We start from the raw sequence: 13,645 nt of genomic DNA, 5'->3' as shown, positions 1-13,645 counted from the left end.
GTCTGCAAGGTGACCAATGAAAAACAGCAGGTACAGCCGGGAAAAATGGGATCAGCGCTGGCAGGAAAAATCAGCCTCAGCCATAGGTCAGCCGGATGACTGGCTGCTGCGGGTTCTTCCTTATCTTCCTGAAACGGGAGTTGCTCTTGATCTTGCTTGTGGCATGGGGCGCAACGCTCTGGGCCTGGCACAGGCCGGCTACCAGGTCACCGCTGTCGATTTTTCCCGGGTCGCCATTGGTGTGCTACGCAGAGCTGCGGCACGGGAAAATCTCCCGGTTGACGCTATTTGTGCCGATATTGAAGCAGCCGACTGGCGATTTCCACCACGACCTTACGATCTGGCGCTGCAGTTTTATTATCTCCATCGCCCGTTATTACCGCTATTGCAGAATACCGTGGGCCCAGGGGGTTATGTTGTTATTCGGACTTTCAGCCAGGCTGGTGAGGAGCGCTTCGGATCAGTCAACAGAGAGATTTCCCTGATGCCCGGAGAGCTGCTCAAATGGTTTTCCAGCTGGGAGGTGCTGCTCTATGAGGAAGGTCTCGAGCCGTCACGCAAGGGGGGATCGTTGGTGGGTCTGTTGGCGCGCAAGCAACTCTGAGGTGTTGATACCTGAACCTGGAGGCGACATAGATGCCTGAAGAAGCAACCTTCTTTTTGCCGGTGCGGGATTACTGTCATCGACACCTGATTACCTGCAGTGTCCATGATTCGGTGATGACGGCCGCGCAGGTGATGCGCGAACGCAAGATCTCCAGTTTGATTGCCTGCGACGAAAACGGCCAGCCGGTCGGCATCATGACCGATCGTGATCTGCGCAGCAAGGTGGTCGCGGATGGCCTTGAGCCACGCAGCCTCAAGGTCAGTGCCATTATGACCTCACCGGTGATCTCGGTCAGGGAAGATGACACTCTGTTCGAAGTGCTCTACCGTATGTCCCGCCATCGTATCCATCGTATCGGTGTTGTTGATGAGAATAACGCTTTGGTCGGATTCATCAATGAGTCTGACATTATCCGCCTGCAGAACCGCTCCCCGCAACATTTGTTAAAATCCATCGACGAAGCCGGCGGTACGGAAGATTTGCGCAAAATTAACGCCGAAAGTGAGCAGTTGATTGTTTTTCTCAGTCGCAACGGCGTCGGCACCACCAATCTGGTGCAGCTGATTGCCCTGATTAACGATCAGTTGACCGATCGTTTGATCCAGCTACTTAAACACAAGCGATTTTACGAAATAGAAAAAAACAGCACCTTCATGGTGCTTGGCAGTGAGGGGCGCCGCGAACAGACCCTTAAAACCGACCAGGATAATGCCATCATCTATGCAGATGACGTGACAGATCAGCAATTAGCCGAGATCAAGGCTTTTTCCGAGGCCCTGATTGAGTCATTAATTGATATCGGCGTGCCGGAATGTCCTGGTGGTATCATGGCGCGTAACGATTTCTGGCGCCGCAGCTTGAATGACTGGAAACGGGTTGTAAATGACTGGATCGACCGCCCGAAGAGTGAAAATATCCTTAATTTCGGGATGCTTTCTGATATGCGCGGTCTTTGCGGAGATCGTCGTCTGGAGCGGGAACTGCGCCACTTTATTTTGGAAAAGGCTCAGAACAACAGCATTTTTATGGCGCGCATGGCGCAGAATGTGGTCAATTTTTCTCAACCCCTGGGCTGGTTCGGGCGGGTCAAGGTTGAACGCAAAGGGGAACATGCCGGCGAGATTGACCTCAAAAAAGCGGGTATTTTTACTATTACCGAAGGGGTGAAAACCCTGGCGTTGAGTGTTGGAATTTTTGGTGGCAGTACTCTGGAAAAACTGACTCAGCTAAAGATCCGAGGGGTTCTCGACAAGGGGCAGGCTGCTGATGTTGAAGCCGCCTTTTCCCTGCTGACGGGGATGCGCCTGCGCATTCAGATCGAGGCCGCGGCGGCCGGTAAGGACATCACCAACTTTGTCGCACCTGCAACCCTGGACAGGGTGGAAATGGGGCGCCTTAAACAGGCTCTTGAGGTGGTGATGGTTTTTATCGCAACCCTTAAGCAGCACTTTCGGCTGGATATGATGCGAAACTAAAAAAGCTCAGAACCATCCGTTGATAGTGATCAGTGGGCGAAATGAACTGACGTATCTGTCGCCTGAGACAGAAATCCCGCGGTGAGTTAATGGTGTGCTGCCTATCTATTGGTCATGGTGAGCCAGGATTTCCTGATGAGTAGAATTCAGTCTGTCAGACGCTGCACGATTCATTCAGTAGCGCTGTCGGCAGCGTTATTTTTGATCTTGTTGGTCTTGCTGGCTGGTTGCACCACGTCGCCGCAGCGGGATAAATCTGCAGTTGATGAGTTTGACCTTATTGCGGATCTGTTGGTCAGATCGACCAGCGTAGAGCCGGCAACGATGGGCGCAGAAGAATTGCGACGCATGGGCTACGCGGTACAGGTTGGGGCATTTTCCGTTCTTGAGAATGCTGTAGGGCTGGAAGCGTCACTGGCTCGCCGGGGCATTGATGCCTATTACTTCCGCGACGAATCGGGACTCTACAAGGTGCAGTTCGGTAATCACGCGACCTATGAGGCAGCGCGCGCCGAGGCGCAGCGATTTCAGCAACAGAGTCTGATCGACAGTTTTTTTATCGTTGTGCCGGATCAATACAGCATCGCCAGAATTCAGCGCAGTGGGCGTGGAGATGTGCGCGCGGAACTGGTCAGAACAGCACGGCGCTTTCTCGGGGTCCCTTATCGTTGGGGCGGAGAGGACAAGGGTGGGTTCGACTGCAGCGGCCTGACCATGGTCAGCTATCGCCTCAACGGGCTCGATCTGCCGCGCAATTCACGTGCCCAGTTTGATGCCGGCCGGGCGGTGACGCGGCAGTCGCTGCAACCGGGGGATCTGGTTTTTTTTGCTACCCAGGGCGGTCGGCGGGTAACCCATGTGGGGTTATATGTCGGCAACGGTGATTTTATTCACGCTCCTCGAGCCGGTCAGACGGTACGGATTGCCAGCCTTGCCAACAGTTATTTCAATAATGCCTATGTCGGAGCGCGAACTTATTTATAGGTCGTGTTCGTCCGCAAGCCATCAGGGTTCAGAGGGTCTCGAGTGAAAAGAAAAGCAGGGCCACTTTCACCGGTAAAGGTCGTGCTGCTTTTGTGTGGAGCCGAAGTCCTCAGTATGACCGGATTTGCCACTTATCCGGCGCTGCTGCCGTTGTTTCGCCATGAATGGGGGCTAAGTGCGTCCGAAGCCGGACTGATCAGCGGTGTTTTTTTTGCCGGTTATATGGTGGCAACACCCATATTGGTGGGTCTGACCGATCGCCTCGATACCCGGCGCATCTATCTGGTGGCGACCCTGCTTGCTGCGCTTGGCAGTGTTGGGTTTGCTTTTTTTGCCACCGGGCTTTATTCTGCAATGCTGTTTCAGGCGCTGGTGGGTGCCGGGCTGGCGGGAACCTATATGCCGGGACTGCGCTTGTTGACCGATCATTTTCACGGCACCGTACCCAGTCGCGGGGTGGCTTTTTATACGGCCACCTTCGGTATCGGCACCACCGTTTCCCTGCTGCTGGCCGGCGTGCTCGAGCAGCCGGGGTGGTTCTGGGCCTTTTTTGCCGCCGGTATTGGGCCGATTGCTGCCGGCGTTCTGGTGTTTGTCAGCTTTCCAGCAAAAACTCCCGTCGCTGTCGATGCCCCACGCGGGCTGTTATTCGATTTTCGACCCATTCTGAACAACCGTGAAGCGATGGGTTATATCCTTGGCTATGCTGCCCATTGTTGGGAGCTGTTCGGGTTGCGCTCCTGGTTGCCGGCTTTTTTTGCCTTCAGTATTGGACTCAGTGGCAGTAGTGGTGGGGTATTGCTGGGCGCTGCAGCGTTGGCGGCGTGGATCAATCTGCTCGGCCCGGCCGCCAGTATTTTAGGTAACGAGGCCGCTATTCACAGAGGACGCAGAAGGATCATTGCTCTGACCATGGCTGGATCAGGGCTTCTTGCCTGTCTGGTTGGTTTCAGCGCGCCACTGCCGCTGATGATGGTTTTTATCATCACCGCGATCTACTTCCTGCTGATCATGGGGGATTCTGCCGCTTTAACCGCCGGGCTTGTCGCTTCGGTGCCGGCGGAACGCAGGGGGGCGGCCATGGCCCTGCATTCCCTGCTCGGCTTCGGTGCCGGATTTCTCGCTCCCTTAACCTTTGGGCTGGTGCTTGACCTGGCCGGTGGCAGTGATCGCGTCATGTCCTGGGGGCTGGCTTTTGCTGCCCTGGGTTTCTGGTCACTGGTGACAGTGATCGTTCATCTGATGCGTAACGAAAAAGTGCAATCTGTGCCGGACCAATCAATCTCAGGGTAATGGAGTCATCAATGAACAATGTGCCGGCAACCAAAAAAGAGATTGTTGGCTGGGCCATGTTCGATTTTGCCAACCAGGGCTACACCCTGCTGATTATTACTGTTATCTACGGCGATCTCTTTACCCGCATCATTGTTGGCGATGCTGCCGGTGATTATCGACTGGGCAATCTGCTCTGGAGTTTAGCCCTGGCTGCCAGCTATGCTCTGGTCGTCCTGACAGCTCCGGTGTTTGGTGCGATTATGGATTTTTCCGCCACTCGCAAAAAGTTTCTATTCGCCAGCTACCTGCTGACGGTGATCACGACCTCCCTGCTGTATTTTGTCGCTCCCGGCTATATCCTGCCGGCCATGGTGTTACTGATCATTTCAAATTACGCCTATTCCATCGGCGAATCTTTTATCGCCAGCTTTCTGACCGATCTGGGCAAGCCGGAAGACCTCGGCAAAATATCAGGTTTCGGCTGGGCCCTTGGTTATGTCGGTGGCCTGCTGGCGACGGCGGTCGCCCTGCTGTTTCTCGGCGAAGTCAGTATAGAGAATTTTGCGCGGATCCGCTGGGTTGGCCCTTTCGCTGGTGTTTTTTTTCTGCTGGCGGCGATCCCCACCTTCATCTGGCTTAAAGAGCGCGGACGTGGACGCCGGCTTGCCAATCTGCGTCAATATCTGTTCCTGGGATTTCGCCGGGTAGGACGAACCTGTGTGCAGTTAAAACAGTTGCGCGACCTGGCGGTGTTGTTTATGTCGATCTTTTTCGCCATGTGCGGCATCTACATTATTATCGCGTTTACCTTTATTTATGGCGCACAGGTCATTGGTTGGGATGAGACGGTACGAGTACTGATGTTTGTTATCGTGCAGATTACCGCCACCCTGGGTGCCCTTGGTTTCGGGTTGATGCAGGATCGCATCGGGGCCAAGATTACCTATGCCATGACACTATTGTTATGGGTTCTTGCCATTATCCTGATCTACCTGACCCCGAATCTGGCAGACTGGGCTGTTATACAGTTCGGCTGGAACTGGCAGGCGCAGTATGTTTTTCTCGCTGTTGGCTGTATAGCCGGCACCTGCCTGGGTTCAACCCAGTCTGCCGGTCGTGCTCTGGTGGGGCTTTTGTCTCCGCGCGACCAGGCGGCTGAGCTGTTTGGCTTCTGGGGGGTATTCAGCAAGGCGGCGGCGATCGTCGGGCTGGTCGGTATAGGCCTGCTGCAGGTGGCCTTTGGCCTGCAAGCCGCTATCCTTTTTTGCGGATTGTTGTTTGCGGCGGCTTTTATCGTTGTCCTGGCATTGAACGAGGAGCGGGGCAGGGCACAAGCTGTTCGATCAGCGAAATGATTTGCCCCCCCCCCTTGTGTGATTGCGCCAGTAAAGGGATTGAAACAGTCAGAGCGAATTTGTTAATCGCCTTGCCGATTGTGACACGGCCTATGAATCTTACACCGGCGCGATTCTGCGTCCCGCGCAGCTCAAACTGGAATGCGTTGTGGACGGTCCCCTTTGCGACATGGCCGAAGAGTTTATTGCTAACGCCTGGGCTGCCATTAAGGCCTGATGTAACTATTCACTGCTGTCCTTGCGCAGGGTCGGGGTTCCTGTGGCAAGGGTGTTTGTCGCCATGGATGGCGACCACAAGCGGTCATGGCTGACCCAACGGGAAACAATCGCGTCCCTTGACATAGGATCCGAGGAGCCGGTGCTGAACAGATACCGCCTGATTTTTTTTCTTTTCCCTTTAGCAGCACCGATGCCTATCTGCTAGACTTCCCAACAGAACACATCTGTTTTTTTTGTTTCCACCTGAGCAATGATCCTATTCGCCTTGGTAGGCGTGGGTGTCGTTGACAGCGCGGAGTTTCTCATATGACCTATGATCAGGGTCTGTTGTTTGCTATCGCCATCACCACCGTTGTGTTCTTTCTGTGGGGGCGCTGGCGTCATGATGTGGTCGCTCTCGGCGCCCTGCTGGCGTGTGTCTTTGCTGGCCTGGTTCCGTCAGGAGACGCCTTTGCCGGTGTCGGCCATCCGGCGGTCATCACCGTCGCCTGCGTGTTGATCCTAAGCTCCGGATTGCAAAGCACCGGCGCGGTAGATGCCCTGGTGCAGCGGGTCATGCCCAAAACCGGTGGAATATTGTTGAGTCTTATCGCACTGGTCGGTCTGGGTGCCCTGTTGTCGGCGTTTATGAACAATGTCGGTGCCATGGCGCTGCTCATGCCGATTGCTGTGCAGGTCGCCAAAAAACATGGGTTGCCGGCAGGCAAGGTGCTGATGCCCCTCGCTTTTGGCACCATTCTCGGTGGCATGATGACCCTGATCGGTACTCCCCCGAACATGATCGTTTCCGGTTTCCGTGCGGATATCGGCAGCGGCCACTTTGGCATGTTCTCCTTTTTGCCGGTGGGTGGGGTTGTCGCCGCTGCCGGTGTGCTGTTCCTCCTGCTTGTCGGCTGGCGTCTGGTGCCGGGACGCGAAGCAGCGGGAGCCGCCGGCTTTGAAACCGGGAACTACCTGACTGAAGCGCGGGTTTTAGACAAAGGAAAAGCGGTTGGTAAAAACCTGCGCGAAATTGAAGAAGCTCTTGGGGACGTTGATGCCCAGGTGGTTGGTCTGGTCCGCAATGAACTGCGTATTACTGCTCCCAATCCCACGCGCGCTGTTAAAGCTGACGATATATTGATTATTGAGGCGGATCCGGATGCCTTATCGGCCGCTTTGACCGCTCTGGATTTGACCCTTGAAGAACAAGTCCCGCTGACAGTTGCTGAGGATAATCAGGAAGAAAGCCCTGCTGACACAACAGCAACAGTTTATGACAGCAAGGAGTCCGATCATGAGGGCTCAAAGGATACCACGGATAAGCAGGTTGATATTCAGGAGCTTGTTGTCATGCCGGGTACTTCTCTGATTGGCCGGACCGCCAGTAATATCCGTCTGCGTAGCCAATATGGCATCAACTTGCTGGCTATTTCCAGACAGGGCAAACGCTCGATCAAGAGACTGCGCATCACACCGATTCACGCCGGAGATGTGCTGCTGATGCAGGGGAACCCAAGTTCCCTTGCCGGCTTTGCCTCGACCTTTGGCTGTGTTCCCCTAGCGCAGCGGTCCATCAGCCTTCCCGATAAACGCCACGCGCTGCTGGCATCGGTGATTATGGCGTTGGCGATTGGTGCCGCAGCATTGGGCCTGGCTCCTGCTGCCATCAGTTTTGCGACCGGAGTTCTGGTTTTTACGCTGCTGCGCATTGTACCGGCTAGAAAGGTCTATGAAAGTGTTGACTGGTCGATCATCGTGCTGCTTGGTGCCCTTATCCCTGTCGCCGGCGCCATGGCAACCACCGGCGCGGCAGACATGCTGGCCCGAACCCTTCTGGAAAACGTCGCTCAAGGACAGCCGATCCTGGCGCTGGCAATGATTCTGGTATTGACTATGACCCTGTCGGATTTTATGAATAATGCTGCTACCGCTGCTGTCATGTGTCCACTGGCCATCAGTCTGGCGATGGAGTTGCAGGTCAATCCGGACAGTTTTTTGATGGCGGTTGCGATTGGCGCCTCCTGCGCCTTTCTGACACCCATCGGTCATCAGAACAATACCTTGATTCTCGGCCCTGGAGGGTTTCGCTTTGGGGATTACTGGCGACTGGGATTGCCAATGGAAATACTGGTTGTTGGCGTCAGTCTGCCTGGCCTGCTCTGGGTATGGCCCCTCTAGCAAGCGTAACCACAGCAATGCAATGTAGAATAAATAATTTTTTCTTGACACAAAGAATAGTGTTTACTATTGTGTTTGTCATAGGTGATGTTTATTTCTTTTGTCGCTATTCGGTCTCGAAGTAGAAATCGTATCGACATAAAACCCTGTAAAACCCTGGGAGAACAAGATGAGCCAAATCTACACAGACAATTCCCTGAGTATTGGTGGCACCCCGCTTGTACGCCTTAACCGTATTGTCCCCGGCAAAGCCACCGTCTATGCCAAGATCGAGGGGCGCAATCCGGCCTATAGCGTCAAATGCCGAATCGGCGCCTCAATGATCTGGGATGCCGAAAAGAGTGGAAAGTTGCGACCGGGTTGTGAAATTGTTGAGCCGACCAGTGGCAATACCGGTATTGCCCTGGCCTTTGTCGCTGCTGCGCGGGGAATTCCTGTTACCCTGACCATGCCGGAAACCATGAGTCTCGAACGCCGCAAGGTGCTCAGGGCTTTTGGTGCCAATCTGGTGTTGACTCCCGGCAATAAGGGGATGGGGGGAGCAATTGCGGCGGCGGAAGAAATGGCGGCAAGTGATCCCGACAAATATGTTTTACTGCACCAGTTCAAAAATCCAGCCAATCCGGCGATTCACGAACAGACTACCGGACCGGAGATCTGGGAAGCGACCGGTGGTAAGGTTGATATCTTTGTTGCCGGGGTGGGAACCGGTGGTACTATTACTGGTGTCTCGCGCTATTTCAAAAAAACCCGTGGCCAGATGTTGCACTCGGTTGCGGTCGAGCCGACCGATAGTCCGGTTATTACGCAACAACTGGCCGGCCAAAGCCTGCAGCCGGGACCCCACAAGATCCAGGGAATCGGTGCCGGTTTTATTCCCGATACCCTAGATCTGGATATGGTTGACCAGGTTGAGCAGGTCAGCAATGAAGAGGCCATTGACTACGCCCAGCGCCTGGCCCGGGAAGAAGGAATTCTCGCCGGAATTTCCTGCGGGGCGGCGGTTGCTGCTGCGGCCAGGTTAGCCGCTCTGCCGGAATCGGAGGGTAAAACCATCGTGGTGATTCTGCCCGATTCGGGTGAGCGCTATCTGTCGAGTGTTCTATTTGAAGGCATTGTATAAATTGCTGGTATTTGTTCAGCACCGACTCTTCGGATCTTATGTCAAGGGACGCGATTGTTTCCCGTTGGGTCATCCCTGACCGCTTGTTGTCGCCGTCCATGGCGACAAACACCCTTGCCACAGGAACCCCGGCCCTGCGCAAGGACAGCAGTGAATAGTTACAATTGTTGTAACGCCTGTCGGTGGTTTGACCCCGGCAACATCTCATCAAGAGTGGTGGAGGGACAGGCCCTGAGAAACCACAGCAACCGGTTTGTTACCAGCGAACGGTGGGTGCTAAATCCTGCCCTGACGCCTGTCAGGGGAAGATGAGAAAGTGACCCGGTTTCGCGCTTTGATAGAAGGGACCCTTTCTCAAGATTAGAGAAGGGGTCTTTTTGCGCAAAGGAGTGTAAGCATGAGTAGTCAGCTTAATTTTTCGGCGCTCAGCCGTACCGTTCAGATCGGAACCGGTGTCGATGAGGGAACCGGAGCCGTGAGCTTTCCGATTTACCCTAGTGCCACCTATCGCCACCCGGGGGTCGGCCAAAGTACCGGCTATGATTATACCCGTTCAGGCAATCCAACACGTGCGGTGCTGGAAGAAGCGCTGGCAGACCTTGAGGGCGGGGCACGTGGGTTGGCCTTTTCGTCGGGAATGGCGTCCCTGACGACCCTGTTTTTGCATTTTTCCGCAGGTGATCATCTGATCGTTTCTGAGGATCTTTACGGCGGTACCTACCGGGTGCTGGATCAGGTGTTTGGCAAATTTGGCCTGCAGGTCAGCTATGTCGATACCACGGTGGTGGCGGCAGTGGCAGCAGCACTACGGCCGGAGACCAAGGCGCTGCTGGTAGAGAGCCCGGGTAATCCGCTGCTGGGCATCGCCGATCTGGCAGCGCTGGGAACCCTGTGTCGTGAGCGCAAACTGTTATTTGTCGTCGACAACACCTTTCTGACCCCGGTGTTGCAACGCCCTTTTGACTATGGTGCCGATATAGTCGTCCATTCGGCGACCAAGTATCTGGGTGGCCACAGCGACCTCTGTGCCGGGGTGCTGGTTGCCCGTACCCCGGAGCTGGGCGAACGCCTTTATTTTCTTCAAAATTCTACCGGGGCGGTGTTGCCTCCCCAGGATTGCTGGTTGTTGATGCGCTCTCTCAAAACCCTGCATCTGCGGCTGGAGCGCCATTGTCGCAGCGCCGCTGTCGTTGCCGAATGGCTTGCCCGTCATCCCCGCGTGGCCAAGGTGTTTTATCCGGGGTTGCCTGACCATCCGGGCCATGCCCTGGCGGCTACACAAATGCACGGCTATGGCGGGATGCTGTCCTTCAGGGTCGACGATGCAGCGCTTGCTCGTCAGGTGTTGGAGCGGCTGCAATTGATTTCCTTTGCCGAAAGCCTTGGTGGGGTGGAAACCCTGATGACCCTGCCGGCGGTTCAGACCCATGCCGATATTCCCGCCGCGGATCGACAGCGACTGGGGATCGATGAGGCACTGCTGCGCCTGTCGGTAGGATTGGAAGACCCGCAGGATATTATTGCCGATCTGGAGCAGGCGTTGGCTAGCTGATGGGTTGTTAATGTGATATCAACCTATTTGTTTGATTGTTCACCTTGTGGGAGTATTAGATGACCCTATCTGACAAGCGCATTGCTACCTTACTGGTTCATCAGGGGCAGGATCGCGATCCGGCCACCGGTGCCTCAACCGTCCCCATCTATCAGGCTTCAACCTATCATCACCCCGGTGGTGTCGGGCAGGAATTTGATTACGCCCGCAGTGGCAACCCCAGTCGCCAACAGGTTGAAGAGGCGATTTCCCTGCTCGAGGGCGGGGTACGGGGTTTTGCCTTTGCCTCGGGAATGGCAGCCATCGGCAGCGCTCTGTCCCTGCTCGAAGTCGGCGATCACCTGATTGCACCGGACGATCTCTACGGCGGCAGCTATCGCTACCTGACGACGCAACTGCCGCGCCAGGGGATTGAGGTTAGCCTGGTCGATCAGTCAGATCGCGCCCAAGTGGCCGCAGCTATCCGTCCCACCACCCGGGCGCTGTTTCTGGAAACCCCCTCAAATCCCCTGTTCAAGATCACCGATCTGCGCGCCATGGTTGACCTGGCGCGTGAGCATCGCTTGCTGACTCTGCTCGACAATACCTTCATGACCCCACTGTTGCAGCGCCCCCTTGATCTGGGTATCGATGTGACGATCCATAGTGCCACCAAGTTTCTCGGCGGTCACAGCGATATCCTCGCTGGATTGGTCGCGGTTGGTGACAAGGAGATTGCCGGTCGGATCAAGCGTTTTCAAAATTCATTTGGTGCGGTACTCGGGCCGTTCGACAGTTTTCTGCTGTCACGCGGGATCAAGACCCTCAAGCTGCGCCTTGAAGCCTCTCAGGCCAATGCCCTGGAATTAGCGACGCGGCTGGTCCGGCATCCCTCGGTAGCGCGGGTCATCTATCCCGGTCTGGTCGATTTTGCCGGGCGTGAGCGCCATTTTTCCCAGGCCAGCGGTGCCGGTGCGGTGCTCTCCTTTGAATTGAAGAATGCCGCTGCAGTAACGCCCCTGCTCGAACGCGTGCGTCTGCCGATTGTTGCGCCCAGTTTGGGTGGGGTCGAAACGATTCTAACTCACTGCTGGAGCATGTCTCATGCAGCGATTCCGGCAGCGATTAAAGAACAGATGGGGATCAATCAAGGACTGCTACGCATTTCTGCCGGTATTGAAGATGTGGAGGATCTGTGGGAAGACCTGGAACAGGGTTTGCGCGGCTGCTGAAGCGACTGGGTGCCGGCGCCGGACTGCCGGCGCTAGAGATTGACTTTTTAAAGGAATATTAATAGCCTGGCCCCGATAGCTGGGTGTAGAATTACTCCGGTACCGGGATGGCGTTCATGCGAAAACTGGCAAACCTGTTTCTGATCCTCTTTGTCGCCTCAGCGGTTTCCGGTATTTTTTATGTGTTGGCGCAGCACTACGGGCTGCTTCCCTTTACCGCCCAGTTTCACCGCATTCTCTGGGGTGCCTGCCTGATCAGTGGTTTTCTTGTTTACATCGGTTTTGGTTTCAACCGTCATTTGCCCAAGCGGGTGCTGATTCCTCTGTTGCTGTGGTTATTCTGGAGCCAGGTGTCCTACTGGCCGCTGGACCATTTTTCCCTGGGCTGGGGGCAACTGGCGGCCTACGTTGCGCAACTGGTTTTTGGCGTCATGGTCCTTAAAGTCAATTCTCTGTTAAACAACAAGAGTCTGCTGCTGGTTCCTGCGCAGTTTTCAGGCCCGTCCTTCAGCGTTGCGACGCTGGTCAAATTTTCACTGATCAGCCTGATTGTCCTGCCGATTACCCTGTTGTTGGTAGTTTTTTCACTTCTCAGTGGTGTGCTTGATCGCAGTACCGGTGGCTTTGTCCAGTTGCGTCCCGATGGCATCTACATGCAGGAGAAGGTTTATCATCTTGATGGCAAGGATATTCGCTTGGCAGGAATGATTCATCTCGGGCACGGGAGTTACTACAGCGATCTGATTGCCTCAATCCCCACCGAGCGCACCCTGATTCTGGCTGAAGGGGTCAGTGACGATACCGGCTTGATGCGCGAACGGTTCAGTTACGGCAATATTGCCGGCAACCTTGGCCTGTCGAGTCAGGAGCAGTTTCATTTCGCCGGCCGCCGCATCGGTCTGGCTGAGCTGAGCCAGCCTTACCGTGAACGCCATGATGGCCCGCATATCCTCGACGCCGACATTGATCTGCAGCAGTTTGATCCCCGCAGCGTCGAAGTGCTAAATGCCCTGGCCCGATATTTTTTGAATGCCGAGTCCCTGTGGCAGGGATATCTGCAGTTTAATCGCTGGGCCGAGGAAAACATCACCGTTGATACTAATCGCGTGTTGATGAACGATCTGATCGACAAACGCAACCAGGCAGTGGTCGATCTGCTTCCCCAGGCGTTAGAACGCTACGATGTGGTGGTCATTCCCTGGGGTGCGTTGCATATGAAAGGGATTGAGGTGGCGGTGCGTGCGGCCGATTTTTATCTCCATGATACCTATCTGCGCCGCAGCATCAGTTTTTTTGATCTGCCTTACAATCGTATTATCAGCCACTTTCGCAGCAATGAGTGAAAATAGTAAGGATATCGATATTCACCCGGTGGCGGCGTTGATGCCCGCCAGATAACCGGTTGACCAGCAGAGCTGGAGATTGAACCCTCCGGTCGGACCATCAAGGTCGATCATCTCCCCGGCAAAATACAGATTGTTGATGATTTTTGAGCGCATCGTGCGCATGTCGATATCAGCAAGACTGACCCCCCCTGATGTAATGATCGCACGCTCCGGCGTATCGAGACCCGTGACCTTGAGGCGCCAGTTTTTAAACAGGCTGCCCAGGCGTTGCCGCTCTTGTTTGGTGATGGAATGGCATTTTTTATCCACTGGAATTTCACTTAACAGTACAAATAGTG

Annotated in this window: 11 protein-coding genes and 1 riboswitch; of the genes, 10 read left to right on the top strand and 1 reads right to left on the bottom strand. The window is 55.0% G+C overall.

Annotated elements, in window-relative coordinates; genetic code table 11:
• Window positions 1-16: 16 nt before the first annotated feature.
• The 10 genes from AC6F7T_RS12125 (at window position 17) to AC6F7T_RS12080 (ending at window position 13,304) form a co-directional block, all read left to right on the top strand.
• A complete protein-coding gene (locus tag AC6F7T_RS12125) occupies window positions 17-604 on the top strand; it encodes a methyltransferase domain-containing protein (protein ID WP_500719206.1) in 588 nt (195 codons plus the stop codon).
• 32 nt (window positions 605-636) lie between these two features.
• Window positions 637-2,082 carry a putative nucleotidyltransferase substrate binding domain-containing protein gene (locus AC6F7T_RS12120; protein WP_500719204.1) on the top strand — a complete coding sequence of 482 codons (1,446 nt, stop codon included), beginning with the start codon at window positions 637-639 and terminating at the stop codon, window positions 2,080-2,082.
• A 135-nt stretch (window positions 2,083-2,217) separates the two neighbouring features.
• Window positions 2,218-3,066 (top strand): NlpC/P60 family protein, encoded by an 849-nt coding sequence (locus AC6F7T_RS12115; protein WP_500719202.1) that lies wholly within the window; start codon window positions 2,218-2,220, stop codon window positions 3,064-3,066.
• Between the two features lie 42 nt (window positions 3,067-3,108).
• Window positions 3,109-4,359, top strand: coding sequence for an MFS transporter (locus tag AC6F7T_RS12110; protein ID WP_500719200.1), 1,251 nt, complete (start codon window positions 3,109-3,111; stop codon window positions 4,357-4,359).
• Between the two features lie 11 nt (window positions 4,360-4,370).
• Window positions 4,371-5,696 carry an MFS transporter gene (locus tag AC6F7T_RS12105; RefSeq protein ID WP_500719198.1) on the top strand — a complete coding sequence of 442 codons (1,326 nt, stop codon included), beginning with the start codon at window positions 4,371-4,373 and terminating at the stop codon, window positions 5,694-5,696.
• Between the two features lie 525 nt (window positions 5,697-6,221).
• A complete protein-coding gene (locus AC6F7T_RS12100) occupies window positions 6,222-8,075 on the top strand; it encodes an SLC13 family permease (protein WP_500719197.1) in 1,854 nt (617 codons plus the stop codon).
• 169 nt (window positions 8,076-8,244) lie between these two features.
• Window positions 8,245-9,198 carry a cysteine synthase A gene (gene cysK, locus AC6F7T_RS12095; RefSeq protein WP_500719196.1) on the top strand — a complete coding sequence of 318 codons (954 nt, stop codon included), beginning with the start codon at window positions 8,245-8,247 and terminating at the stop codon, window positions 9,196-9,198.
• 201 nt (window positions 9,199-9,399) lie between these two features.
• Window positions 9,400-9,513, top strand: a riboswitch (SAM riboswitch).
• Between the two features lie 82 nt (window positions 9,514-9,595).
• The gene (locus AC6F7T_RS12090; protein WP_500719194.1) at window positions 9,596-10,750 is read left to right on the top strand and encodes an aminotransferase class I/II-fold pyridoxal phosphate-dependent enzyme; all 1,155 of its coding nucleotides are present in this window, start codon (window positions 9,596-9,598) and stop codon (window positions 10,748-10,750) included.
• Between the two features lie 59 nt (window positions 10,751-10,809).
• Complete coding sequence (locus AC6F7T_RS12085; RefSeq protein WP_500719193.1) at window positions 10,810-11,961, top strand: PLP-dependent transferase; 1,152 nt, start codon at window positions 10,810-10,812, stop codon at window positions 11,959-11,961.
• Window positions 11,962-12,077: 116 nt separating this feature from the next.
• Window positions 12,078-13,304: a hypothetical protein gene (locus tag AC6F7T_RS12080; protein ID WP_500719192.1), complete on the top strand. Its 1,227-nt coding sequence runs from the start codon at window positions 12,078-12,080 to the stop codon at window positions 13,302-13,304.
• Between the two features lie 21 nt (window positions 13,305-13,325).
• On the opposite strand, the gene AC6F7T_RS12075 is transcribed toward AC6F7T_RS12080, so the two are convergent.
• On the bottom strand, window positions 13,326-13,645 hold a 320-nt coding region (locus tag AC6F7T_RS12075; RefSeq protein ID WP_500719190.1), incomplete at its 5' end, for an NAD(P)/FAD-dependent oxidoreductase.

It is taken from the genome of Pelovirga sp., assembly GCF_059864205.1.
This window is presented reverse-complemented; position numbering and strand designations above follow the sequence as displayed.

What these genes read in the sequence shown, in the direction of transcription:
- AC6F7T_RS12100 (WP_500719197.1), top strand. Translation starts at nt 6,222, where the DNA reads ATGACCTATGATCAGGGTCTGTTGTTTGCTATCGCCATCACCACCGTT.
- AC6F7T_RS12115 (WP_500719202.1), top strand. Translation starts at nt 2,218, where the DNA reads ATGAGTAGAATTCAGTCTGTCAGACGCTGCACGATTCATTCAGTAGCG.
- cysK (WP_500719196.1), top strand. Translation starts at nt 8,245, where the DNA reads ATGAGCCAAATCTACACAGACAATTCCCTGAGTATTGGTGGCACCCCG.
- AC6F7T_RS12120 (WP_500719204.1), top strand. Translation starts at nt 637, where the DNA reads ATGCCTGAAGAAGCAACCTTCTTTTTGCCGGTGCGGGATTACTGTCAT.
- AC6F7T_RS12105 (WP_500719198.1), top strand. Translation starts at nt 4,371, where the DNA reads ATGAACAATGTGCCGGCAACCAAAAAAGAGATTGTTGGCTGGGCCATG.
- AC6F7T_RS12085 (WP_500719193.1), top strand. Translation starts at nt 10,810, where the DNA reads ATGACCCTATCTGACAAGCGCATTGCTACCTTACTGGTTCATCAGGGG.
- AC6F7T_RS12125 (WP_500719206.1), top strand. Translation starts at nt 17, where the DNA reads ATGAAAAACAGCAGGTACAGCCGGGAAAAATGGGATCAGCGCTGGCAG.
- AC6F7T_RS12080 (WP_500719192.1), top strand. Translation starts at nt 12,078, where the DNA reads ATGCGAAAACTGGCAAACCTGTTTCTGATCCTCTTTGTCGCCTCAGCG.
- AC6F7T_RS12090 (WP_500719194.1), top strand. Translation starts at nt 9,596, where the DNA reads ATGAGTAGTCAGCTTAATTTTTCGGCGCTCAGCCGTACCGTTCAGATC.